A 21,152-nucleotide genomic window follows, 5' to 3' on the forward strand; every position below is an offset into this window, starting at 1 on the left:
GGGGCTCGTCGAGGCCCACGGCGGACGGGTCCACGTGGAGGAGGGCGCCACCGGTGGCGCCCAGTTCCGGATCAGCCTTCCCTGCGAGCCGCCCGACTACCTCGCCTGAGCGACCCCGCACCGACCTGGCGCGCGGTGCGGCCCACCCGTCGAAACCGGGTTGCGTCGGCCGGGACGTCAGGTCAGGCTGGCCGGGTGAGCAGGTCGATGCAGCGATTTACCGGGCCTTCGGGCGCGGTCGCACCGCTGCACTGAGGGCCACCCGGCGACGCCTCTGCGTGCGTCTGCGCGCTGCGCGAGCGGCATACCTCCAGCACCCAGCGCTCGCCCCCGAAGGCCGCACCCGGACCGCGGGCCGCACCAGTGCGGCCCCTAGACTTTCGGCAGCGCCGCTTTCGGTGCGCCGCCTTCGGATTGCCGAGTCGACGAGCCGACGAGCAGAGTGGAAGAGATGTCAGGACCCAACAAGCAGTACGACCCCGTCGAGGTCGCCGCGCTCGACCCGACCGAGGTCGAGAAGGCCGTGGCCGAGGCCCAGCAGGCGATCGCGGCGGCAGCCACGCTCGACGAGCTGAAGGCCGCGCGCCTGGCCCACCAGGGGGAGAAGAGCCCGCTGGCCTTGGCCAACCGCGAGATCGGCGCCCTCCCACCCAGCGCCAAGGCCGAGGCCGGCAAACGCGTGGGGCAGGCGCGAGGGCAGGTCGCGCAGGCGCTGGCAGCGCGCCAGCGCGAGCTCGAGGCCGACCGCGACCGGCGCATCCTGGTCGAGGAGACCGTTGACCTCACGGTGCGCGTCCCGCGCCGGCCCGTCGGCGCGCGGCACCCGATCAGCCTGGTCTCCGAGCGCGTCGAGGACATCTTCGTCTCGATGGGCTGGGAGATCGCCGAGGGCCCGGAGGTCGAGTCCGAGTGGCTGACCTTCGACGCGCTCAACATCCCCGCGGACCACCCGGCCCGGCAGGAGCAGGACACCTTCTTCGTCGAGCCGGCTGGATCCGGACTGGTCCTGCGCACGCACACCTCCCCGGTGCAGGTCCGCACCATGCTCGACCGCGAGCCGCCCATCTACGTCCTGTGCCCGGGCAAGGTCTTCCGCACCGACGACCTCGACGCCACGCACACGCCGGTGTTCCACCAGTTCGAGGGACTGGTCGTCGACGAGGGCATCACCATGGCCCACCTCAAGGGCACCCTCGACGCGTTCGTCCAGCGGCTGTTCGGCGAGGGCATCGTCACCCGCCTGCGCCCCAACTACTTCCCCTTCACCGAGCCCAGCGCCGAGATCGACTGCCGGTGCTGGATCTGCGGCGGCTCGGGGACCCTCGACGGCGAGCGCTGCCGCACCTGCGGTGGCACGGGCTGGATCGAGCTGGGCGGGTCCGGGATGGTCAACCAGCGCGTCCTGCGCGCCGCCGGCGTCGACACCGACCGCTACACCGGGTTCGCGTTCGGGCTGGGCATCGAGCGCTCGCTCATGCTGCGCCACAACGTGGCAGACATGCACGACATCGTCGAGGGAGACGTGCGTTTCTCCCAGCAGTTCGGAATGGAGATCTGATGCACGCGCCCGTGTCCTGGCTGCGCGAGCTGGCCGACGTCCCCGCGGACGCCACCGGTGAGGAGATCGCGGCCGCCCTCGTGCGGGTCGGCCTCGAGGAAGAGGGGCTGCACGGTGGTGACATCTCCGGACCGCTCGTCGTCGGGAGGGTGCTGTCGGTCGAGCCCGAGCCGCAGAAGAACGGCAAGACCATCAACTGGTGCACCGTCGACGTGGGCGAGAACGGCCAGCAGCTGACCGAGGGCAAGCCGCAGGAGATCGTCTGCGGGGCGCACAACTTCGGGGTGGGCGACCTCGTCGTCTGCGTGCTGCCGGGTGGTGTGCTGCCGGGTGGTTTCGAGATCTCGGCCCGCAAGACCTACGGCCACGTCTCCAACGGCATGATCTGCAGCCAGGCGGAGCTCGGTCTCGGTGACGACCACTCGGGGATCATCGTCCTGGGCGAGCTGCTGGGCGAGGAGGTGGCCGCAGGGCTCAAGCCCGGCGACGACGCCATCGCCCTGCTCGACCTGGCCGACGAGGTCGTGGAGGTCAACGTCACCCCTGACCGTGGCTACTGCTTCTCGCTGCGGGGCATCGCCCGCGAGTACGCGTTGTCGACTGGCGCTGCGTTCCACGACCCTGCCGAGGCCCCCGAGCTCGTCGTCCCCCCGTCCAACGACCGCGGGTATGCCGTGCACCTCACCGACGCCACCCCGCTCGGCGGTCGGGTCGGCTGCGACCGCTACGTCGCCAGGGTGGTGCGCGGCGTGGACGTGACCGCGTCCAGCCCCAGCTGGATGCAGAAGCGGCTCACCCAGGTGGGGATGCGCCCCATCTCGCTGGCCGTCGACGTGACCAACTACGTCATGATGCTGCTGGGCCAGCCGCTGCACGCCTTCGACCTCGACACGCTGTCCGGCTCGGTCGGCACCCGGCGCGCGAGAGCGGGGGAGAAGCTCACCACCCTCGACGACATCGAGCGGCCGCTCGACCCCGAGGACCTGCTGATCGTCGACGGTGCCGACACCCCGCTGGCGATCGCCGGCGTCATGGGCGGCGCCTCGTCCGAGGTGACCGGCGCGACGACCAACGTCCTCATCGAGGCGGCCCACTTCGACCCCATCACGGTCGCCCGTTCCTCGCGCCGGCACCGCCTGACGACCGAGGCGTCGAAGCGGTTCGAGCGCGGGGTCGACCACGCCGTGACGGCGGCAGCGGCCCAGCTCGCGGTCGACCTGCTGGTCGTCCACGGCGGCGGGACGGCCGACGAGGGCGTGACCGACGTCGACCTCCGGGCCGCAGCCGAGCCGTTCGACTTCGACCCGACCCTGCCCACGCGCTACATCGGGCTCGACTACCCCCAGGCCGAGGTCCTCGCGACCCTGCGGGCGATCGGCTGCGAGGTCACCGACGCGGCAGACGAGGGACGGGTCTCGGTGCTGCCACCCTCGTGGCGTCCCGACCTGACCGACGGCCCGGAGCTGGTGGAGGAGGTCGCGCGGGTCCGCGGCTATGACCAGATCCCTTCAGTACTTCCGCAGCCGAAGGCTGCCGGTCGTGGGCTGACCCACGGCCAGCGCATCCGTCGCGTCATCGCGACGACCCTGGCCCACCAGGGGCTCGTCGAGGTGCTCAGCTACCCCTTCGTCGCGCCGGTGCTCTTCGACCGGCTGGGCCTCCCGGCCGACGACGAGCGTCGGGCTGCGGTCCGGCTGGTCAACCCGTTGTCCGACGAGGCGCCGCTGATGCGGACCTCCGTGCTCGACACCCTGCTCGACACCCTGCGCCGCAACGTCGCCCGCGGGTCGCGCGACATCGCGGTCTACGAGATCGGTCTGGTCACCCGCGCCAGCAGCGAGCCGACCGCCGCACCGGTGCCCGGCATCGAGCACCGGCCGGATGACGCCACCCTGGCCGCCATCCTCGGTGCCGTGCCGACGCAGCCTCGGCACGCGGCATACGCAGCCGCTGGGGAGCTGGAGCGCGGCGGCCCGTGGGGACCCGGTCGGCAGGCCGATGCGTCCGACGCGGTGGCCTGGGCCCTGGCGGTCGGACGCTCCGTCGGTCTCGACCTGGTCGTGACCGCGGCCGACCGTCCGCCGTGGCACCCGGGCCGCTGCGCGCAGCTGGCGCTCGCCGACGGGACGGTGGTCGGCCACGCGGGCGAGCTGCACCCCAAGGTGACCAGCGCGCTCGAGCTGCCGCCGCGCACCGTGGCCGGCGAGCTCGATGTCGACGTCCTCGTCGCGGCCACCGGCACCCCGCTGGAGGCGACCGCGCTGTCGACCTATCCGCTGGCGCACACCGATGTCGCCCTCGTCGTCGACGAGGGCGTGGCGGCGTCCGACGTCGAGGCCGCCCTCCGCGCCGGTGCGGGGAAGGACCTCGAGTCCGTCCTGCTCTTCGACCTCTATCGCGGCGAGCAGGTCGGGCACGGGCGCAAGTCGCTCGCGTACCGGCTCACCTTCCGGGCGAAGGACCGCACCCTCACCACCGACGAGGTCAGCGCCCTGCGTGACTCCGCGGTGGTCCAGGCCGCGGCCCGCACGGGCGCGAGCCAGCGGTGACCGCGCCGGTCGCCGTCGTGACCGGTGCCTCGCGCGGCATCGGTCACCACCTCGCGGACGCCCTCGAGGACGCCGGGTATGCCGTCGAGCGGGGCTCGCGGTCGGTCGCCCCGGTGACCGATCCGGCAGCGGTCGAGGCGTGGGTCGCCGACATCATCGACCGGCACGGTCGCGTCGACCTTCTGGTGAACAACGCGGGGGTCATCGACCGCGAGGTCGCGCTGGTCGACAGTGACCCGGACGAGTGGTGGGAGACGATCGAGGTCAACCTCAGGGGCCCCTACCTGATGACCCGCGCGCTGCTGCCCCACATGATTGCGGCCGGAGCGGGGCGCATCGTCAACATCAACTCGGGTGCGGCCTACCGCAACTACGACATCGCGACCGCCTACAACGTGGGCAAGGGCGCGCTGGCCAGGCTGACCGCCGCCACGGGGCTCAACGCCGACCGCGGCGTGCGGGCCTTCGACCTGGCACCCGGGGTGGTGCGCACCGACATGACCCAGGCGATGGACGCCCACCGCGACCGCACCGAGTGGACCGAGCCCGCAGTGGTGGCCGAGCTGCTGCTCGCCATCGCCCGCGGCGAGCTGGATGACTGGAACGGACGCCTGGTGCGGGCCGGGGTCGACACGCCGGGCTCGCTCACCGCTAGGGCGGCCCGGGGACTGGCCGAGTCGGACCGCACGCTCGGCCTGCTGCGCTGGGGTGCCGACGACCCGTTGACCTGAGTCCCGTGGGGCCATGTGCATGACTGTGCATGAGCGTGTATGTTTATGCACATGGTCAAGGCAGCGGTGGCGGGTGCGAGTGGGTATGCCGGGGGCGAGCTCCTGCGGCTCCTGCTCGGGCACCCGGACGTGGAGATCGGGGCGCTCACGGCCGGTGCGAGTGCCGGGCGTCGCCTCGGCGACCTCCACCCGCACCTGACCCCGCTCGCCGACCGCCTGGTCGAGGACACCACGCTCGAGGTCCTCGCGGGTCACGACGTCGTCTTCCTCGCCCTCCCGCACGGGCACTCCGCCGCGTTGGCCGCGCAGCTGCCCGACTCGGTCACCGTCATCGACTGCGGCGCCGACTTCCGGTTGCGCGACGAGCAGGCGTGGACCACCTACTACGACACCCCGCATGCCGGGGCCTGGGCTTACGGGCTGCCCGAGCTGCCGGTGGGCGCAGGCCGCCAGCGCGAGGCGCTCCAGGGCACCCGGCACGTCGCCGTGCCCGGGTGCTACCCGACCGCGGTCTCGCTCGCCCTGGCGCCGGGCTTCGCCTCCGGGTTGCTGGACCCGCACGACGTGGTGGTGGTGGCGGCCTCGGGGACGTCCGGGGCGGGCAAGTCGCTGAAGCCCCACCTCCTCGGCGCCGAGGTGATGGGCGCGATGTCGCCCTACGGCGTGGGCGGCGTGCACCGGCACACCCCCGAGATCGAGCAGAACCTCACCGTTGCCGGCGGTCCCGGCAGCGGTGAGGTCCAGGTGTCGTTCACCCCGACCCTGGCCCCCATGCCCCGTGGCATCCTCGCAACCTGCACCGCTCGCCTGCGGGACGCGGCAGCAGGCACCGACGCCCGCGGCATACGGGAGGCGTGGGAGAAGGCGTATGCCGACGAGCCGTTCGTGCACGTGCTTCCGCAGGGCCAGTGGCCGTCGACGGCCAGCGTGCTCGGCAGCAACTCCGTCCACGTCCAGGTCACCATCGACGAACGGGTCGGCCGCGTGGTCGCGGTGGCCGCGATCGACAACCTCACCAAGGGAACGGCGGGTGCTGCTGTGCAGTGCATGAACCTCGCGCTCGGACTGACCGAGACGACCGGGCTTCCCGTGGCGGGAGTGGCGCCATGAGCCTCCTGACAGCGAAGCCGGGTCCCACGCTCTGCGTGGGCGGATACGAGCGAGGGACGAGCGAGGCCCGGAGCAAGCGCGCAAGGGGGCGGTTGTCATGAGCCTGCCCCTGCACCTGATGAGGCATGCGGTCGAGGTCGGGTTCGCCCGCCTGCCCGCGGGGGAGGAGCCGTCCTGGGACTGGCGCACCGGCCCGCTCGCCTCGATCACCTACACCGACAGCGAGACGTCCGTCGTCTGTGCCTTCGAGTCCGTGCCCGCGCGCCCGAAGGTGCAGGGTCCCCTGGTCGCCTTCGAGATCGCCGGTCCGCTCGACTTCTCGACCGTCGGTGTGCTCTCGGGCCTGCTGGAGCCGCTGGCCAAGCAGGGCATCAGCATCTTGGCCCTGTCGACCTACGACACCGACTGGATCCTCGTCGACGCGGAGCGGGCCGACGAGGCGATGGCGATCTGGAAGCGCGACGGCAACACCGCCGCCCCGGCCCGGCTCGGTGGAGGTGCCTCGTGAGCGTGACGAGTCCCCGCGGCTTCCGCGCCTCCGGGGTGACGGCGGGCATCAAGGCCAGTGGGACGCCCGATCTCGCCCTGGTCGTCAACGACGGGCCCGACCACCACGCCGCTGCGGTCTTCACCAGCAACCGCGTCGAGGCTGCACCCGTGACCTGGTCACGGCAGGCGTCCCTGGATGGACGGGTCGACGCGGTCGTCCTCAACTCCGGGGGCGCGAACGCGTGCACCGGAGCCCAGGGCTTCGCCGACACCCACACGACGGCCGAGAAGGTCGCCGAGGTCCTCGGTGTCTCCTCCCACGACGTCGTGGTCTGCTCGACCGGCCTGATCGGCGAGCTGCTCCCCATGGACAAGGTGCTCGCCGGGGTCGAGTCGGCAGCCGCGGCGCTGTCGGACGACGGAGGCCCGGCCGCCGCCATCGCGATCAAGACGACCGACACGGTGCACAAGGTGGCCTCCGCCGAGCGCGACGGCTGGTCGGTGGGTGGCATGGCCAAGGGCGCGGGCATGCTCGCGCCTGCCCTCGCGACGATGCTGGTCGTCGTCACGACCGATGCGGTCGTGACCGGCGGCGTGCTCGACGGCGTGCTGCGCTCCGCCACGGCCGCGACCTTCGACCGGATCGACTCAGACGGGTGCCAGTCGACGAACGACACGGTGGTCCTCCTGGCTTCCGGCGCGTCGGGGGTCCCGGCGGACACGGAGCAGCTCACCCAGGCGGTCACCGAGGTCTGCGCGAGCCTGGCCCGGCAGCTCATCGCCGACGCGGAGGGAGCCCACCACGACATCGCCATCGAGGTGCGCACCGCCGCCTCGGAGGCCGACGCCCTGGAGGTGGCGCGGTCGATCGCACGCAACAACCTCTTCAAGTGCGCGGTGTTCGGCAACGACCCCAACTGGGGACGCGTCCTCGCCGCGGTCGGCACCACCGCGGCAGCGTTCGACCCGCACGCACTCGACGTCTCCATCAACGGTGTCGAGGTCTGCCGCGCCGGGGGGGTCGGCGAGGACCGTGCCCTGGTCGACCTGACCCCGCGCGAGGTGCACGTCCTGGTCGACCTGCACGCCGGGGGCCAGACGGCCACGGTCTGGACCAACGACCTCACCCACGACTACGTCCACGAGAACTCGGCCTACTCCTCATGACGACTCCCCTCACCGGCTCCGCGCCACCCTCCGCGCCGCGGTCCACGAACACCGTCCGCGGCCACATCGGGGCAGCCGCACTGCGCGTCGCCCAGGGCAAGGCGCAGACGCTGGTCGAGGCGCTCCCATGGCTCGAGCAGTTCCGCGGCGCGCTCGTCGTCGTCAAGTACGGCGGCAACGCCATGGTCGACGACGGACTCAAGGCCGCCTTCGCCCAGGACGTCGCGTTCCTGCGGTATGCCGGCCTGCGTCCCGTCGTCGTCCACGGAGGTGGTCCGCAGATCGCCGCGATGCTCGACCGGCTCGGCCTGCAGAGCGAGTTCCGCGGCGGGCTGCGGGTCACCACGCCCGAGGTCATGGACGTGGTCCGGATGGTGCTCACCGGCCAGGTCGGCCGCGAGCTCGTCGGCCTCCTGAACCAGCACGGCCCGGTGGCCGTGGGGCTGTCGGGGGAGGACGCCGCCCTGTTCGGAGCCCGACGTCGCGGCACCCACGTCGACGGCGAGGAGGTCGACCTCGGCCTGGTCGGTGACGTGGAGACCGTCAACCCCGGGGCCGTGCAGGACATCCTCGACGCGGGTCGCATCCCCGTGGTGTCGACGGTCGCCCCCGACCTCGACGTCGACGGGCAGGTGCTCAACATCAACGCTGACACGGCTGCGGCGGCACTCGCGGTCGCGCTGAAGGCGCACAAGCTGGTGATGCTGACGGACGTCGAGGGTGTCTATGCCGACTGGCCCGACCGCGACTCGCTGCTGTCGTCACTGACCGTCGCGGGCGCCCAGGAGCTCTTGACGCGGGTCGACGCCGGGATGATCCCCAAGCTCGAGGCGTGCATCCGCGCCGTCGAGGGTGGCGTCCCCCAGGCCCACGTCATCGACGGTCGCCAACCCCACTCGCTCCTCCTCGAGGTCTTCACCTCCGAGGGGATCGGCACCATGATCGTCGCGGACGAGGAGTCCTGATGGGCGCGCGCAACGACGAGCTGCTCGAGCGCTACCAGCGATCGGTCATGGGGGTCTTCGGGCTCCCGCCGCTGGTGCTGTCGCACGGGAGCGGGTGCCACGTGTGGGACGTCGACGGCAACCGCTACCTCGACCTGGTCGGCGGGATCGCGGTCAACGCACTCGGTCACGGCCACCCTGCCTTGGTGGCTGCGATCAGCAAGCAGGCCGGCGAGGCGATCCACGTCTCCAACCTCTTCACGTCCGAGGGCCAGATCGCGCTGGCCGAGCAGCTGCTCGCGCTCGCGGGCGCACCCGAGGGGTCCGCGGTCTTCTTCGCCAACTCCGGTGCCGAGGCGATCGAGGCCGCCATCAAGCTCAGCCGTCGCACCGGGCGCAGCGGGATCGTGGCTGCCGAAGGTGCCTTCCACGGCCGCACCACCGGGGCCCTGGCGCTGACCCACAAGCTCGCCTACCGCGAGCCCTTCGAACCGCTCATCCCGGGCGTCACGCACGTCCCGTTCGGCGACGAGGGCGCGCTGCGCGCCGCCGTCACCTCCGACACCGCCGCCGTCGTGCTCGAACCCGTCCAGGGTGAGGCGGGCGTGCTCAGCCCCGGCACGGCATACCTGCGACTGGCCCGCGAGCTCACGCTGGCGCACGGTGCGCTGCTCGTCCTCGACGAGATCCAGACCGGCATCGGCCGCACCGGCACGTGGTTCGCGTTCCAGCAGGCTGGGGTGGTCCCCGACGCCATCACGCTCGCCAAGGGTCTCGGGGGCGGCGTGCCGATCGGGGCCCTGGTCGCCTTCGGCCCGCGGGTCGCGGGCCTGCTCACCGCCGGGCAGCACGGCAGCACCTTCGGGGGCAACCCGCTCGCTGCCGCCGCCGGGCTCGCCGTGCTCGAGACCATCGAGGCGGAAGGGCTCCTCGAGCACGCCACGAAGGCAGGCCAGCACCTCGTCGACTCCGTGACCGCCCTGGGTCACCCGCTCGTGGCGGAGGTGAGGGGAGCCGGGCTGCTGCGGGCGATCGTGCTGACCGAGCCGGTCGCGGCCCAGGTCGCCGCCCTCGCGCGCGCCGCCGGCTTCATCGTCAACCCGGTGGCTCCGGACGCGCTCCGCCTCGCGCCGCCGCTGGTCGTGACCACGGCCGAGCTCGACTCCTTCGTGCACGCCCTGCCCGCCCTGCTCGATGCCGCGGCACCCGCCGCCACGACTCCCGAGGACGCGTCATGACCCTGCGACACTTCCTGCGCGACGACGACCTGACTGCCGAGGAACAGGCCCTGGTGCTCCGGCGCGCGCTCGAGCTCAAGGCTGCGCCGTTCTCGCGGCGCCCCCTGGAGGGCCCGCGCACGGTGGCCGTGGTGTTCGACAAGCCGACGCTGCGCACCCAGGTGTCCTTCGCGGGTGCGATCACCGGCTTGGGCGGCTACCCGCTGGTCGTCGACGGCACCCTCGCGCAGATCGGCACCCGCGAGTCGATCGCCGACACCGCACGGGTCCTCGGACCCCAGTCGGCCGCCGTCGTCTGGCGCACGTACGGCCAGGACCGGATCGAGGAGATGGCCGCCCACGCCGGTGTCCCGGTCGTGAACGCCCTGACCGATGACTTCCACCCGTGCCAGATCCTGGCCGACCTGCTCACGGTGCTCGAGCACAAGGGCGCGCTCGGCGGCCTCACCCTCGGCTACGTCGGGGACGGCGCCAACAACATGTCCCACTCCTATCTTCTCGGGTGTGCTCTGGCCGGCCTGCACGTGCGCATCGGCACTCCCGCCGGCCACCAGCCGGCACCGGCGATCCTCGCCAGGGCCCAGGAGCTCGCAGCGGCCCACGGCGGATCGGTCCTCGTGACCGACGACCCGGTGGCCGCCGTCGAGGGGGTCGACGTGGTGGTCACCGACACGTGGGTGTCGATGGGCATGGAGGGGGAGAAGGGCGACCGTCAGGGGGCGCAGAGCCCCTTTGCCCCGTTCGCCGTGACCACATCCCTCATGGCCGAGGCGGCCGCCGACGCGATCTTCCTGCACTGCCTCCCGGCCTACCGCGGCTTCGAGGTGGAGGCCGCGGTCATCGACGGTCCGCAGTCGGTGGTGTGGGACGAGGCGGAGAACCGGCTGCACGCACAGAAGGCCCTKCTGTCGTTCCTCCTCGAGGGCGGCGAAGGCCCGCAGGGGGCCTGAACCGATGAGCATCGCCCCCACCAGGACCGGACGCCAGCAGCGCATCGTCGCGATCCTCGGCCGCACCGAGGTGCGCTCCCAGAGCGAGCTGCTCGACCTGCTCGCCGACGACGGCATCGACGTCACCCAGGCCACGCTCTCGCGGGACCTCCTCGAGATCGGCGCCGTCAAGGTCCGCTCCGGGCGCACCCTCGTGTATGCCGTGCCGGGAGAGGGCGGCGACCGCACCGCGCGTCCGGCACCCGACGAGACGCAGCTCACGGCGCGACTCCGGCGGGTGTGCGAGGAGCTGCTCGTCACGGCCGAGCCCTCCCACAACCTGGTCGTGCTCCGCACGCCGCCGGGGGCCGCCAACTACCTGGCCTCGGCCATCGACCACGCCGCCCTGGCCGGTGTGCTCGGCACCATTGCCGGCGACGACACCATCATGGTCATCACCACCGGCGCCGCCGCCAGCCGCAAGGTCGCTTCCGACCTCCTGGGGCGTGCGGCCACGACAGAGGAGAACGAGTGAGTGACGACAAGGTCAGCCTGTGGGGCGGACGCTTCGCAGGAGGCCCGGCGGACGCCCTCGCCGCCCTGAGCAAGTCCACCCACTTCGACTGGCGGCTCGCGCAGTACGACATCGCCGGCTCCCGCGCGCACGCGCGGGTGCTCCACGCCGCGGGCCTGCTCGACGACGCGAACCTCGAGGCGATGCTGGCCGGGCTGGCCGCCCTCTCTGCCGACGTCGCCTCCGGGGCGTTCCTGCCCGGCGACGACGACGAGGACGTCCACACCGCCCTCGAGCGCGGCCTCATCGAGCGGGCCGGCTCCGACGTGGGTGGGCGACTGCGGGCCGGCCGGTCACGCAACGACCAGATCGCGACCCTGTTCCGGATGTACCTGCGTGACCACGCGCGCTCGGTCGCGGCACTCGTGCTCGACGTCGTCGACGCCCTGGTCGACCAGGCCACCCGCCACGCCGACGTGCCGATGCCCGGGCGCACGCACCTCCAGCACGCCCAGCCCGTGCTCCTGGCCCACCACCTGCTCGCGCACGCCTGGCCGCTCCTGCGCGACGTCCAGCGGTTGCGCGACTGGGACGTCCGCGCGGCGGTCTCGCCGTACGGCTCCGGTGCCCTCGCGGGTTCCTCCCTCGGGCTCGACCCGGAGGCGGTCGCCGCGGACCTCGGCTTCACCACGTCGGTCGAGAACTCGATCGACGGCACGGCCTCGCGCGACTTCGTGGCGGAGTTCGCCTTCGTCGCGGCCATGACGGCCATCGACATCTCCCGCCTCGCCGAGGAGGTCGTCCTCTGGGCGACCAAGGAGTTCTCGTTCGTCACGCTCGACGACGCCTACTCGACCGGGTCGAGCATCATGCCGCAGAAGAAGAACCCCGACGTCGCCGAGCTCGCACGGGGCAAGGCGGGACGCCTCGTCGGCGACCTCACCGGGCTGCTCACGACCCTCAAGGCCCTGCCGCTGGCCTACAACCGCGACCTCCAGGAGGACAAGGAGCCGGTGTTCGACGCCGTCGACACCCTCGAGGTGCTGCTCCCGGCGTTCAGCGGCATGGTCGCCACGATGGTCTTCGACACCGAACGGCTCGCCTCGCTGGCGCCCCAGGGGTTCTCGCTGGCGACCGACGTCGCCGAGTGGCTGGTGCGCGAGGGGGTGCCGTTCCGGGTGGCCCACGAGGTCGCCGGCGCCTGTGTCCGAGCCTGCGAGGACCGCGGCATCGAGCTGTGGGACCTGAGCGACGCCGACCTGGCCGGCATCTCCGAGCACCTGACACCCGGGGTCCGCGACGTGCTGAGCGTCGAGGGGTCGCTCGCCTCGCGCGACGCCAGGGGAGGCACCGCCCCGGCCCGCGTCGCCGAGCAGCGTGACCGCGTGGTTGCGGCCGGCGCCGAGGCCCGCGCCTGGGCGAGCGAACCGATCGAGGTGCGCTGACGGCATACCCATCCGTCCGCTTCCGAGAAATCTCGGGAAGCACGCGATAGGTTCGTGATGCGGGTCACAGGCGACCCGTATCCGCCTTGCGAAGGGACGGTGCCATGGGCGTCAGGGACGACCTCACAGCGGCTGCAGGTCACGTGGCCGGGCTGCGACGGGCGGTGACCGCGCTCTCGAAGGAGCTCGGCAACACCATCGACGTGCAACGACTGCGCGACGACGTGGTGCGTCTCGCGGACGACGTCGACCTCGTGGCGCGGGGAGCCGGAGTCGGTTCGCAGGACCGGGCCGGTGGGCCGGGCGAGATCGTCTTCATCCCCGACGAGGAGTACGACCCCTCGCTGTGGTCCGATGCCGAGGACGAGGGCGTCGGCCCCTCCCGGGGCCACTGAGGTGTCGAACGTCCCCTTCAGCGGAGGCGTCCATGCCCCCGGTCGGGCCCGCATCGCCGCTCGCACCCTCCGCGAGGACCGCTGGTGGCTCCAGCCCTTCGTCACGTTCGTCTGCTTCTCGGCCTGGCTCCTCTACGGCCTGGTGCGCGCGAGCCTGCAGAAGGACTACTTCGTCGCCGACTACGGCTACCTCACGCCGTTCTACTCGCCGTGCCTGTCCACCTCGTGCGTCCCCGGTTCCACCCACTTCGGCACGCCGTTCGGCGAGTGGCCGGCGCTGATCCCGTTCGCGGCGCTGACCCTGCCGTTCCTGCTGTTGTTCCGGCTCACCTGCTACTACTACCGCAAGGCCTACTACCGCTCGTTCTGGAACTCGCCGCCGGCCTGCGCCGTGCCCGAGGCGCACCGGGAGTACTCGGGCGAGACGCGGTTCCCGCTCATCCTGCAGAACCTGCACCGCTACTTCTTCTACGCCGCGGTCATCATCAGCCTGATCAACACGTATGACGTGCTGCACGCGTTCCGCGGCAAGGACGGCGGCTTCGGGCTCGGGCTCGGCACGCTCATCCTCCTGGCCAACGTGGTGCTGCTGTGGTGCTACACGCTGGGGTGCCACTCCTGCCGCAACATCGTCGGCGGGCGGCTCAACCACTTCAGCAAGCACCCACTGCGCTACAAGGCGTGGGGTCTCGTGGGCAAGCTCAACGCCCGCCACATGCTCTTCGCGTGGGTCACCCTCGGGAGCCTCGTGGTGACCGACGCCTACATCGCCCTGGTCTCGGCCGGCACGATCGGCGACTTCCGCATCATCAACTAGCCCACCCAGCTCACGTGGCCCGCCGACCCGGCCCACGGCCTACCCCGAAGGAGTGCGAGTGACCGACCTCGAGAGGCACGACTACGACGTCATCGTCATCGGGGCGGGTGGTGCCGGGCTGCGTGCCGCGATCGAGGCACGGGAGCAGGGGCTGCGCACCGCGATCATCTGCAAGAGCCTGTTCGGCAAGGCCCACACCGTGATGGCCGAGGGCGGCATCGCCGCGTCGATGGGCAACGCCAACGAGAAGGACAACTGGCAGACCCACTTCCGCGACACCATGCGCGGCGGCAAGTTCCTCAACAACCCGCGGATGGCCGAGCTGCACGCCAAGGAAGCCCCCATGCGCGTGTGGGAGCTCGAGACCTACGGCGCCCTGTTCGACCGCACCCCGGACGGCCGGATCAGCCAGCGCAACTTCGGGGGTCACGAGTACCCCCGCCTCGCCCACGTCGGCGACCGCACCGGCCTGGAGCTGATCCGCACCCTCCAGCAGAAGATCGTCAGCCTCCAGCAGGAGGACCACCGCGAGACGGGTGACTACGAGAGCCGGCTCAGGGTGTTCGCGGAGCTGACGATCACCGACATCCTCAAGTCCGACGGGGCGGTCGCGGGGGCCTTCGGCTACTGGCGCGAGTCGGGCCGGTTCGTGCTCTTCTCGGCCCCGGCCGTCATCCTGGCCACCGGCGGCATCGGGAAGTCGTTCAAGGTCACCAGCAACTCGTGGGAGTACACCGGCGACGGCCACGCCCTGGCCCTGCGCGCAGGTGCCTCCCTGGTCAACATGGAGTTCATCCAGTTCCACCCCACCGGCATGGTGTGGCCGCCGTCCGTGAAGGGCATCCTCGTCACCGAGTCGGTGCGCGGCGACGGGGGAGTGCTGCGCAACTCCGAGGGCAAGCGCTTCATGTTCGACTACGTCCCCGACGTCTTCCGAGGGCAGTACGCCGACTCGGAGGAGGAGGCGGACCGTTGGTACAAGGACCCGGAGAACAACAAGCGCCCCCCGGAGCTGCTGCCGCGTGATGAGGTGGCCCGCGCCATCAACAACGAGGTCAAGGAGGGGCGCAGCTCGCCGCACGGCGGCGTCTTCCTCGACGTCTCCACCCGTCTCCCGGCCGAGGAGATCAGGCGCCGGCTGCCGTCCATGCACCACCAGTTCAAGGAGCTCGCCGACGTCGACATCACGGCGGAGCCGATGGAGGTCGGCCCCACCTGCCACTACGTCATGGGTGGCGTCGAGGTCGATGCCGACACGGAGGCGACCTCGGTGCCTGGGTTGTTCGCGGCGGGTGAGGTCGCGGGGGGCATGCACGGCTCCAACCGACTGGGCGGCAACAGCCTCTCGGACCTGCTGGTCTTCGGCCGCCGGGCCGGAGTCGGTGCAGCGGAATATATTGCCGCGCTTGGCGATTCGCGACCCACKATCAGCGACGCAGATGTCGACCAGGCGGCCGAGACCGCGCTCGCGCCCTTCCGCGACGCCTCGGAGAACCCCTACACGCTCCACCAGGAGCTCCAGCAGAAGATGAACGACCTGGTGGGGATCATCCGGCGCGAGGGAGAGGTCCGCGAAGCGCTCGAGATGCTCGACGACCTCGACGAGCGAGCGAAATCCGTTGGGGTGGAAGGGCATCGACAGTTCAACCCTGGTTGGCACCTCGCCCTCGACCTCCGCAACATGCTCGCCGTCTGTCGCTGCGTCGCTCTCGCGGCCCTGGAGCGCACGGAGTCGCGCGGCGGTCACACCCGCGAGGACTTCCCTGCCATGGACCCGCAGTGGCGCGGGGTCAACCTCATCTGCGCGCTCGACGGATCCGGCACCGTTCAGCTCAGGCGTCAGCCGGTCCCCGAGATCCGTCAGGACCTGCTCGAGCTCTTCGAGCGCACCGAGCTGTCCAAGTACCTCACCGAACCAGAGCTGGCGCGCCTCGACGCGGGCGGCTCGTCCACCCAGCAGGGCAGCGCCGAGGGGAGTGACCGGTCATGAGCTACGACGCCAGGTTCAAGGTGTGGCGTGGGGACGCCGGGGGAGGCGACCTGCAGGACTTCATCGTGGAGGTCAACGAGGGCGAGGTCGTCCTCGACATCATCCACCGCCTGCAGGCGACCCAGGCGCCTGACCTCGCGGTGCGCTGGAACTGCAAGGCGGGCAAGTGCGGCTCGTGCAGCGCAGAGGTCAACGGCAAGCCGCGGCTGCTCTGCATGACGCGGATGAGCACCTTCACCGAGGAGCAGGTCATCACGGTGACGCCGCTGCGCACCTTCCCGGTGATGCGCGACCTGGTGACGGACGTGTCCTTCAACTACCAGAAGGCGCGCGAGGTGCAGGCGTTCAGCCCGCCCGCGGACCTGCAGCCGGGTGACTACCGCATGCAGCAGGTCGACGTGGAGCGCAGCCAGGAGTTCCGCAAGTGCATCGAGTGCTTCCTCTGCCAGGACGTCTGCCACGTGGTCCGTGACCACGAGGACAACAAGACCAACTTCGCCGGGCCGCGCTTCCTCATGCGGGTCGCGGAGCTCGACATGCACCCGCTCGACACCGCCGACCGGCGCCCGGCGGCCAAGGAGCAGCACGGCCTGGGCTACTGCAACATCACCAAGTGCTGCACCGAGGTCTGCCCCGAGCACATCAAGATCACCGACAACGCGCTCATCCCCCTCAAGGAGCGTGTCGTCGACCGCCACTACGATCCCGTCGTGTGGCTCGGCAACAAGATCCGTCGTCGCGGCGCCTGACGAGGTCCTTCTTCGCCCGCGACGTCCTCGACGTCGCCCCGGAACTGCTCGGTGCGACGATCTCGCACGCCGGCGTCACGGTCCGGCTCACCGAGGTGGAGGCGTATGCCGGGACGGCCGACCCCGGCTCGCACGCCTTTCGTGGACCGACACCGCGCACCGAGGTGATGTTCGGGGAGGCCGGTCACCTCTACGTCTACTTCACCTACGGCATGCACTGGTGCGCCAACGTCGTGTGCGGTCCCAGCGGTGAGGCCAGCGCCGTCCTCCTGCGAGCCGGGGAGGTCGTCGCCGGGGAGGAGGTGGCGGCCACCCGCCGTGCGGGGGTGGCCCGGCGCGACTGGGCGCGCGGACCAGCCCGGCTCGCGACGACCCTCGGCCTGCGCGGCGAGCAGTCGGGTGTCGACGCCTGTGTGCCGCGTGGCGACGTCGTCTTCGCCCGTCCGGCCGCTGCGACCGGTGAGCCGCTCGTGCGCACGGGCCCGCGCGTGGGGGTGGCCGGAGCGGGCGGCGACGCCGCGGCATACCCCTGGCGGTTCTGGCTCGACGGCGAGCCAACCGTGTCCGTGTACCGACCGGCACCGAATCGACCAGCCACGTCCCGTGCACGCAGTCGCAGGGCATAGGGCAGGCTGTGGTCGTGCCGCGACAGCGCGGCACGTCGTGCGACGCGAAGGAGCGACCCACCGTGAGCAACATCCTCGACGAGCTGCAGTGGCGAGGACTGGTGGCCCAGACCACCGACGAGTCCGCGCTGCGCGACGCCCTCGCCGACGGGCCGATCACGGCGTACTGCGGCTTCGACCCCACCGCCCCGTCGCTGCACTTCGGCAACCTCGTGCAGCTGGTGGTGCTGCGGCACCTGCAACGAGCCGGCCACCGCGTGATCTGCCTGGTGGGTGGCTCGACCGGCTTGATCGGCGACCCACGGCCGTCGTCGGAACGCGTCCTCAAGACCAAGGAGCAGACCGCCGAGTGGGTCGCCAACATCGAGCGCCAGGTGCGGCCGTTCCTCACGGTCGAGGGTGACAACCCCGCGGTCTTCGTGAACAACCTCGACTGGACGGCGCCGATGTCGGCGCTGGACTTCCTGCGCGACATCGGCAAGCACTTCCGCGTCAACCAGATGGTCAAGAAGGACGCGGTCGCCGCACGGCTGAACTCGGAGGAGGGCATCTCCTACACCGAGTTCAGCTACCAGCTGCTCCAGGGGCTGGACTACCTCCAGCTGTTCCGCGACTACGGCTGCACGCTGCAGACGGGTGGGCAGGACCAGTGGGGCAACCTGACGGCGGGATCCGACCTGATCCACCGGGTGGAGGGGAAGTCGGTCCACCTCCTCACCACACCGCTGCTCACCGACGCCGCCGGCAACAAGTTCGGCAAGAGCGAGGGCAACGCCATCTGGCTGTCGCCCGAGATGACCAGTCCCTACGCGTTCTACCAGTACTGGATCAACACCGAGGACGCCTCAGTGGTGACCCTGCTCAAGGTCTTCACCGACCGCACCGCAGAGCAGATCGCCGAGCTCGAGCAGTCGCTCGCGGAGAAGCCGTTCCTGCGGGAGTGCCAGAAGGCCCTGGCCGCGGATGTCACCACCCTCGTGCACGGGGCGCAGGCCACCGCGGCCGTGCAGGCCGCATCGGAGGCCCTCTTCGGCAAGGGGGACGTGACCGCCCTCGACCCGGGCACGCTCGGTGACGCCACCGGGGAGCTGCCCGGGGGAGAGGTCTCGGCCGGCATGTCGGTGACCGACGCCCTGGTGGCGGTCGGGCTGGTCGACTCGCGCAACGCCGCCCGCCGCGCGATCGGCGACGGTGGCGCCTCCCTCAACAACGTCAAGCTGACCGATCCCGAACAGGTGCTCCAGGAGTCGGACTTCCTGCACGGACGGGTCGCGCTGCTGCGGCGTGGCCGCAAGTCGCTGGCGGCCGGGCGCCGGGTTGGATGACCCTCGCAAGCCGCTGACCTGCGGATTTGTGTTTTGCGCCGAGGCCCGTCTAATGTTCTCGACGTCAGCCCGACAGGGAGGAACGGACACCACCGCAGGAACGAAAGTTCCCGCGAAGTAGGCCGGTCCCGGGGCAGACCCCACCGAAAAGCACCTGGGAGACCAGGACGTTCCGGAGCGCCCGCAAGGGTGGTCGGAGCCGGGCCGAGAGGCTGCTACAGTGGGCGCCCCACAGAAAAGCATCCGGTTCGCCGGAGGGCATCTGCGCGGCCCGCAAGGGCGGCCGGACGCCGGTCAGCAGTCTTCTGGAAACCCTGAGTTTTTGGAACACAGCCGGCCTGCTACAGTGGGACACCTCGCGGAGAGCCAAGCGCGCTCAATCCACCGCTTCCAGCAGGAAGCGCAAGGATTTGACGCCCAAGAGCGAAGCGAGTAACTTTGAAGGGTTGCCCCGAACGCCGGCCGAAAGGTCAGCGGATGGTGCGCGTCCGAACCTTGAGAACTCAACAGCGTGTCAAAAATCGATGCCAATTACCTCGTCTCGAGGTGGCAGCGAACCAGGCCAAAGGTCTGGGGATGCAGTCACGTCGAACGAAAATCCTTTGGTTGACAATGAATTTCTAGCAATTGCTAGTTGTTCTTGCTCAGTCAGTGAAACAACCCTTCTTGGGTAACAGTTTCGTGGTCTTCGGACCACGAGCTAAACATCAATGGAGAGTTTGATCCTGGCTCAGGACGAACGCTGGCGGCGTGCTTAACACATGCAAGTCGAACGGTGATGGTGGGAGCTTGCTCCTACCGGATCAGTGGCGAACGGGTGAGTAACACGTGAGTAACCTGCCCCAGACTCTGGAATAACCCCGGGAAACCGGAGCTAATACCGGATACGAGACGAAGCTGCATGGCTATCGTCTGGAAAGTTTTTCGGTCTGGGATGGACTCGCGGCCTATCAGCTTGTTGGTGAGGTAACGGCTCACCAAGGCGACGACGGGTAGCCGGCCTGAGAGGGCGACCGGCCACACTGGGACTGAGACACGGCCCAGACTCCTACGGGAGGCAGCAGTGGGGAATATTGCACAATGGGCGAAAGCCTGATGCAGCGACGCCGCGTGAGGGATGACGGCCTTCGGGTTGTAAACCTCTTTCAGCAGGGAAGAAGCGAAAGTGACGGTACCTGCAGAAGAAGCACCGGCTAACTACGTGCCAGCAGCCGCGGTAATACGTAGGGTGCGAGCGTTGTCCGGAATTATTGGGCGTAAAGAGCTTGTAGGCGGTTTGTCGCGTCTGCCGTGAAAATTCGAGGCTCAACCTCGAACTTGCGGTGGGTACGGGCAGACTAGAGTGTGGTAGGGGAGACTGGAATTCCTGGTGTAGCGGTGAAATGCGCAGATATCAGGAGGAACACCGATGGCGAAGGCAGGTCTCTGGGCCACTACTGACGCTGAGAAGCGAAAGCATGGGGAGCGAACAGGATTAGATACCCTGGTAGTCCATGCCGTAAACGTTGGGAACTAGGTGTGGGTCTCATTCCACGAGATCCGTGCCGCAGCTAACGCATTAAGTTCCCCGCCTGGGGAGTACGGCCGCAAGGCTAAAACTCAAAGGAATTGACGGGGGCCCGCACAAGCGGCGGAGCATGCGGATTAATTCGATGCAACGCGAAGAACCTTACCAAGGCTTGACATATGCGAGAACGCTGCAGAGATGCAGAACTCTTTGGACACTCGCATACAGGTGGTGCATGGTTGTCGTCAGCTCGTGTCGTGAGATGTTGGGTTAAGTCCCGCAACGAGCGCAACCCTCGTTCTATGTTGCCAGCACGTAATGGTGGGGACTCATAGGAGACTGCCGGGGTCAACTCGGAGGAAGGTGGGGATGACGTCAARTCATCATGSCCCTTATGTCTTGGGCTTCACGCATGCTACAATGGCCGGTACAAAGGGCTGCGAAACCGCGAGGTGGAGCGAATCCCAAAAAACCGGTCTCAGTTCGGATTGGRGTCTGCAACTCGACYCCATGAAGTCGGARTCGCTAGTAATCGCRGATCAGCAACGCYGCGGTGAATACGTTCCCGGGCCTTGTACACACCGCCCGTCAAGTCACGAAAGTCGGTAACACCCGAAGCCGGTGGCCCAACTCTTTGAGGGGGAGCCGTCGAAGGTGGGACTGGCGATTGGGACTAAGTCGTAACAAGGTAGCCGTACCGGAAGGTGCGGCTGGATCACCTCCTTTCTAAGGAGCACTGGTCGCGAAAGCGATCCAGAGCCTGGTCTGTAGGCGTACGTCCTACACCAGGAGCTCAAGGGTGGAACATCGATTATTTGGCGCTGACACCGACTCGTGTCGCAAGTACAAGTCAGGTCCTCGGACCTGGCAGTGGAACGCAATCGAGAGGGTGCCGGCGCCTGACACGTTGTTGGGTCCTGAGGGCTTCGGGCGAAAGCTTGAACCTCAGGCCGGTAGATCGGCCAGGACCCTCCCCACGGATGAACCGCCGCACGGTGCTGTTGTACAGCGACCAGCGGTAGGCACCGAGACGGGGGAGGGGCCGCCCGTACCTTGAGAACTACACAGT

General features: G+C 69.8%; 17 protein-coding genes and 1 rRNA gene. All 18 read left to right on the forward strand.

Features of this window, described 5'->3' with window-relative positions; all coding sequences use genetic code 11:
- Nucleotides 1–451 precede the first annotated feature (451 nt).
- The 18 genes from pheS to AC1DX8_RS20595 all read left to right on the forward strand — a co-directional run bounded on the left by pheS (nt 452) and on the right by AC1DX8_RS20595 (nt 20,809).
- Nucleotides 452–1,558 carry a phenylalanine--tRNA ligase subunit alpha gene (gene pheS, locus AC1DX8_RS20510; protein ID WP_477631807.1) on the forward strand — a complete coding sequence of 369 codons (1,107 nt, stop codon included), beginning with the start codon at nt 452–454 and terminating at the stop codon, nt 1,556–1,558.
- Complete coding sequence (gene pheT / locus AC1DX8_RS20515; RefSeq protein WP_477631808.1) at nt 1,558–4,107, forward strand: phenylalanine--tRNA ligase subunit beta; 2,550 nt, start codon at nt 1,558–1,560, stop codon at nt 4,105–4,107. The genes pheS and pheT overlap by 1 nt, the downstream gene beginning before the upstream one ends.
- Nucleotides 4,104–4,838, forward strand: a complete 735-nt coding sequence (locus AC1DX8_RS20520) for an SDR family NAD(P)-dependent oxidoreductase (protein WP_477631809.1) — start codon at nt 4,104–4,106, stop codon at nt 4,836–4,838. Before pheT ends, AC1DX8_RS20520 begins: the two co-directional genes overlap by 4 nt.
- A gap of 51 nt (nt 4,839–4,889) precedes the next feature.
- A complete protein-coding gene (gene argC, locus AC1DX8_RS20525) occupies nt 4,890–5,948 on the forward strand; it encodes an N-acetyl-gamma-glutamyl-phosphate reductase (RefSeq protein WP_477631810.1) in 1,059 nt (352 codons plus the stop codon).
- Between the two features lie 97 nt (nt 5,949–6,045).
- Nucleotides 6,046–6,456: an ACT domain-containing protein gene (locus AC1DX8_RS20530; RefSeq protein ID WP_477631811.1), complete on the forward strand. Its 411-nt coding sequence runs from the start codon at nt 6,046–6,048 to the stop codon at nt 6,454–6,456.
- Nucleotides 6,453–7,604 (forward strand): bifunctional glutamate N-acetyltransferase/amino-acid acetyltransferase ArgJ, encoded by a 1,152-nt coding sequence (gene argJ / locus AC1DX8_RS20535; RefSeq protein WP_477631812.1) that lies wholly within the window; start codon nt 6,453–6,455, stop codon nt 7,602–7,604. Before AC1DX8_RS20530 ends, argJ begins: the two co-directional genes overlap by 4 nt.
- On the forward strand, nt 7,601–8,569 hold the full coding sequence (gene argB / locus AC1DX8_RS20540; protein WP_477631813.1) for an acetylglutamate kinase: 969 nt from the start codon (nt 7,601–7,603) through the stop codon (nt 8,567–8,569). The genes argJ and argB overlap by 4 nt, the downstream gene beginning before the upstream one ends.
- Nucleotides 8,569–9,786 (forward strand): acetylornithine transaminase, encoded by a 1,218-nt coding sequence (locus AC1DX8_RS20545; protein ID WP_477631814.1) that lies wholly within the window; start codon nt 8,569–8,571, stop codon nt 9,784–9,786. Before argB ends, AC1DX8_RS20545 begins: the two co-directional genes overlap by 1 nt.
- Nucleotides 9,783–10,736 carry an ornithine carbamoyltransferase gene (gene argF, locus AC1DX8_RS20550; RefSeq protein ID WP_477631815.1) on the forward strand — a complete coding sequence of 318 codons (954 nt, stop codon included), beginning with the start codon at nt 9,783–9,785 and terminating at the stop codon, nt 10,734–10,736. The genes AC1DX8_RS20545 and argF overlap by 4 nt, the downstream gene beginning before the upstream one ends.
- Nucleotides 10,737–10,740: 4 nt before the next feature.
- A complete protein-coding gene (locus tag AC1DX8_RS20555; protein WP_477631816.1) occupies nt 10,741–11,250 on the forward strand; it encodes an arginine repressor in 510 nt (169 codons plus the stop codon).
- Nucleotides 11,247–12,674, forward strand: a complete 1,428-nt coding sequence (argH, locus tag AC1DX8_RS20560; protein ID WP_477631817.1) for an argininosuccinate lyase — start codon at nt 11,247–11,249, stop codon at nt 12,672–12,674. Before AC1DX8_RS20555 ends, argH begins: the two co-directional genes overlap by 4 nt.
- A 104-nt stretch (nt 12,675–12,778) precedes the next feature.
- Entirely contained in the window at nt 12,779–13,069 is a 291-nt protein-coding gene (locus tag AC1DX8_RS20565) for a hypothetical protein (RefSeq protein ID WP_477631818.1), read from the forward strand.
- A 1-nt stretch (nt 13,070) separates the two neighbouring features.
- Nucleotides 13,071–13,886 (forward strand): hypothetical protein, encoded by an 816-nt coding sequence (locus AC1DX8_RS20570; RefSeq protein ID WP_477631819.1) that lies wholly within the window; start codon nt 13,071–13,073, stop codon nt 13,884–13,886.
- Nucleotides 13,887–13,944: 58 nt separating this feature from the next.
- The gene (locus AC1DX8_RS20575; protein WP_477631820.1) at nt 13,945–15,876 is read left to right on the forward strand and encodes a fumarate reductase/succinate dehydrogenase flavoprotein subunit; all 1,932 of its coding nucleotides are present in this window, start codon (nt 13,945–13,947) and stop codon (nt 15,874–15,876) included.
- Nucleotides 15,873–16,625: a succinate dehydrogenase/fumarate reductase iron-sulfur subunit gene (locus AC1DX8_RS20580; protein ID WP_477631821.1), complete on the forward strand. Its 753-nt coding sequence runs from the start codon at nt 15,873–15,875 to the stop codon at nt 16,623–16,625. The genes AC1DX8_RS20575 and AC1DX8_RS20580 overlap by 4 nt, the downstream gene beginning before the upstream one ends.
- Complete coding sequence (locus AC1DX8_RS20585) at nt 16,589–17,251, forward strand: DNA-3-methyladenine glycosylase (RefSeq protein WP_477631822.1); 663 nt, start codon at nt 16,589–16,591, stop codon at nt 17,249–17,251. The genes AC1DX8_RS20580 and AC1DX8_RS20585 overlap by 37 nt, the downstream gene beginning before the upstream one ends.
- Before the next feature lie 62 nt (nt 17,252–17,313).
- Nucleotides 17,314–18,576 (forward strand): tyrosine--tRNA ligase, encoded by a 1,263-nt coding sequence (tyrS, locus tag AC1DX8_RS20590; protein ID WP_477631823.1) that lies wholly within the window; start codon nt 17,314–17,316, stop codon nt 18,574–18,576.
- Between the two features lie 707 nt (nt 18,577–19,283).
- Nucleotides 19,284–20,809: ribosomal RNA gene (locus tag AC1DX8_RS20595) — 16S ribosomal RNA — on the forward strand.
- The last annotated feature ends 343 nt before the right edge of the window (nt 20,810–21,152 follow it).

It is taken from the genome of Pedococcus sp. P2_A3, assembly GCF_056405035.1.